This is a genomic window from Nostoc cf. edaphicum LEGE 07299 (assembly GCF_015207245.1).
GTDB lineage: Bacteria > Cyanobacteriota > Cyanobacteriia > Cyanobacteriales > Nostocaceae > Nostoc > Nostoc edaphicum_B.
This window is the reverse complement of record NZ_JADEXF010000874.1, coordinates 1-2902: the sequence shown is the minus strand read 5'-3', so window position 1 is coordinate 2902 and position 2902 is coordinate 1. Positions and strand designations below refer to the sequence as shown.

The 2902-nt window shown below is 47.6% G+C and carries 5 protein-coding genes; 4 read left to right on the top strand and 1 reads right to left on the bottom strand.

The genetic code is table 11. From position 1 onward, the window contains the following. Positions 1-15 precede the first annotated feature (15 nt). Positions 16-657: a helix-turn-helix transcriptional regulator gene (locus IQ229_RS22020; RefSeq protein ID WP_194047390.1), complete on the bottom strand. Its 642-nt coding sequence runs from the start codon at positions 655-657 to the stop codon at positions 16-18. Positions 658-762: 105 nt separating this feature from the next. Here IQ229_RS22020 and IQ229_RS22015 point away from each other — a divergent pair, with 105 nt between their 5' ends. The 4 genes from IQ229_RS22015 (at position 763) to IQ229_RS22000 (ending at position 2863) form a co-directional block, all read left to right on the top strand. Continuing rightward, positions 763-1485 (top strand): SDR family NAD(P)-dependent oxidoreductase, encoded by a 723-nt coding sequence (locus tag IQ229_RS22015; protein ID WP_194047388.1) that lies wholly within the window; start codon positions 763-765, stop codon positions 1483-1485. A 71-nt stretch (positions 1486-1556) separates the two neighbouring features. Continuing rightward, on the top strand, positions 1557-1973 hold the full coding sequence (locus IQ229_RS22010) for a RidA family protein (protein WP_194047386.1): 417 nt from the start codon (positions 1557-1559) through the stop codon (positions 1971-1973). Between the two features lie 91 nt (positions 1974-2064). Next, positions 2065-2442 carry a cupin domain-containing protein gene (locus tag IQ229_RS22005; RefSeq protein WP_199349870.1) on the top strand — a complete coding sequence of 126 codons (378 nt, stop codon included), beginning with the start codon at positions 2065-2067 and terminating at the stop codon, positions 2440-2442. A 13-nt stretch (positions 2443-2455) separates the two neighbouring features. Beyond that, complete coding sequence (locus IQ229_RS22000) at positions 2456-2863, top strand: hypothetical protein (RefSeq protein ID WP_194047384.1); 408 nt, start codon at positions 2456-2458, stop codon at positions 2861-2863. The last annotated feature ends 39 nt before the right edge of the window (positions 2864-2902 follow it).

The window sequence follows — 2902 nt, the reverse complement described above, 5'->3', positions numbered from 1 at the left end:
CTTCTTTAATTTGGTTTAAGTACTGATAACCAGATATACACAACGTCTATCGTCTGCCAAAATGTGTTCAATTCGTTCAATGCTCACATCGTTACCTAAAACCGTTTGAAAGATTTCTAACTCCATTCGACAAAGCCCGGTACAAGCAGTTGCCACCGCACAAATAGGGCAATGCTTTTCAGCGAGGAGAAAAGTGCCATCGGCTTGAGCCGTGACCTCTGCCATGTAGCCTTCCTCAGTTCGCTGCACTGCTAACGCTTCTAGTTGCTGTTGAAGCGGAGCATGCCGAGGCATGATTGCTCGATACGCTTGAATTTGTTCGCGAGTTCTGACTTCCAATAGCCGATCAAATCCCTCTTCACCAAATGCCTCTTTCATTGAGTTAATCAGACCCAACGTTAACTCAGCGTAGCGATCGGGGAAGAAACGATCAGCAGCAGGCGTTAACTCCCATAACTTGGCAGGCCGTCCCATCGGACGTGCTTCTTTCTGGTACGTCACCAATCCTTCTTTTTGCAACGCGTAGATATGCTGCCGCACTGCCATTGCGGTGATGTTCAAGTGGGAGGCTAGCGTTTCCGCATCCGTTGCTCCTTCCTGTTTGAGATATTGGACGATCACCCGTCGAGTCCGAACGCTAGTTGATTCTGCTTTCATACTTAACAAATTAAAGAAAAAGCTTTACAAAGTCAAGTTAAGCACTTATGATTCTTACTAAAGGTTTTTCTTTATAAAGTCGCAACTTCTCAAGTTGGTGCAGTAATGGCAAATATTGCGATCTTTGGAGCTAGTCGCGGCGTTGGCTTAGGCTTCAGTGTTGGGTTGCCAGATGCAGGCGATACGGTGTTTCTCATCTCCAGAACTCGCCCTCCTAGCCTTGATCGCGCTGATCAAGTGTCTAGAGTTTGGATTCCGGCAGACTTGTCGCTTACTCAGACTGCTGCGGTCAAAGTGGCTGAGGCAATTGGCGATCGCGCGGTTGACTTTCTGTTCTACAACGCCGGGATTTGGGAGGAGAATGCGTTTGAGCCAACCTATTCCTTTGAACAATCCACTCTAGAGGAGATGGAACAAATTATCCAAGTGAATCTGCTGGCTGCTATTCTCTGTACTCATCGGTTGTTGCCAAATCTCAAGCGTTCAAGCAATCCCCGTGTTGTCTATATGAGTTCGCTTTCGGGTTTAGATAACTCTGGCGCACCGGAAGTGGCGAATACCGCATCTAAATTTGGTCTGCGGGGTGTGGTTCATGCCCTGCGGGAATGTTTACGAGAGCATCGTATTCCAGTGACTTCGCTCAACCCAGGTAGTATTGCGGCAGAAATTGCCTATGAAGCTGGGGCAGAGGCAGCAATCCAAACCTACAACAGCAGGCAAATTCCGATGCAGGATTTGGTTCTCTTACTGCGCTGTTTGCGTCAATTATCGCGCGTCTCCTGTGTGAAAGAGATTGATATTCCGGCGATGTCCGATCGCTATGCCTGAGCAATTGTGTCTCCACTCGGTTGATCTCCTGCACTGGCAACTTTCAATAAAATTGATTTAGGAGTCAAATCATGGTTCAACAAATTCAACACCTCAATCCCCCTGGATTCTTCGATCCATCTCATTACGGTTTCACCCATGTTGTAACGGTTCCCGCTAACACAACTCTTGTCTATATCGCAGGTCAATTGGGCATGGATGAGACGGGCAATCTGGTTGCGGCTGACTTTGCGGCTCAGTTGAAACAGGCATTTGCTAACCTTCGTGCAGCATTAGCAGCAGTTGGGGCAACCCCAGAAGACGTTGTGAAAATTACAGTCCTCTCAGTTGATCACGATGCCGAAAAACAGCAATTGATCTCAGCCGCACGGAATGAGGTGTGGCCGGGCGATCGCAAACCTACCAGTACTTTGATTCCTGTACCGAAATTAGCAGTCGAGGGGCTATTGTTTGAGATAGACGCGGTTGCTGCAATTCCCAATTCTTAATCCAGAGGAGCTTCTGATGTCGTTACCGATTGTTCTGCAACCCGGTGAAGGAAAGTCCGTTAAACTCGGCACCAGTACCTGCACATTCAAAGTGACTGGGGAGAACACAAATGGACACTTTGGCTTGTTTGAATTTGTTATGGAACCAGGAACGAAAGGAGCCAGTCCACACATCCACAAGCAATTGACCGAGATATTTTATGTGGTGGAGGGAGAAGTGGAGTTGCTGTTGGATCGGCAAACAATTATGGCTGCACCGGGCGCAATGATGCTCGTGCCAGAAAATACGCCGCATGGGTTCTCTAATCCTGGAACAGTGAGATCGACCCTACTGATCCTCTTTTGTCCTGCCGACTCACGGGAGCAGTACTTTGAGGGGTTAGCCCGGTTAACCGAAAACGGGCGGCAACCCAGCCAAACTGAGCTACTGCATCTGATGCAGCAATTTGATCAGTATCCAGTTCCATAGAAGGAGCCAAGCAATGCTAACTTCAGATATATTAGTTGTTGACTTTGTTCAGCAGGATGATGTGCTGAAGCTTTACCCTGAAGCGCCGTTACTCTCCAGTGACAAAGCAGGATGGGACGGCATTCAACTGCAATATCATCGCCATCCACCGCATCAGTTGGCAGAAAATTATTCGCAGAAGAGTTTCACAATGAAACGGCCCCAGTTCATTGTGGCAGTAGCCATTTTCCTCATCACCCACACAGCGAATTTGCAAATTCCCCTGTATGGTACTTATGCAAAGATGGCAGGTTTTGGTAGTGGCATTTCGGCGATCGGGTTGGCTGGCGCATACAGGAAACTTGGATTTCCTCTAGCCAAATTATTGTCAACCCTACCCATGCACCAGAACCGTATTGAGCTATTTTTGGACAATTTTTAACTTCAATTCTTGTAAAAGTTCAGTGCTAATGGGTAATGT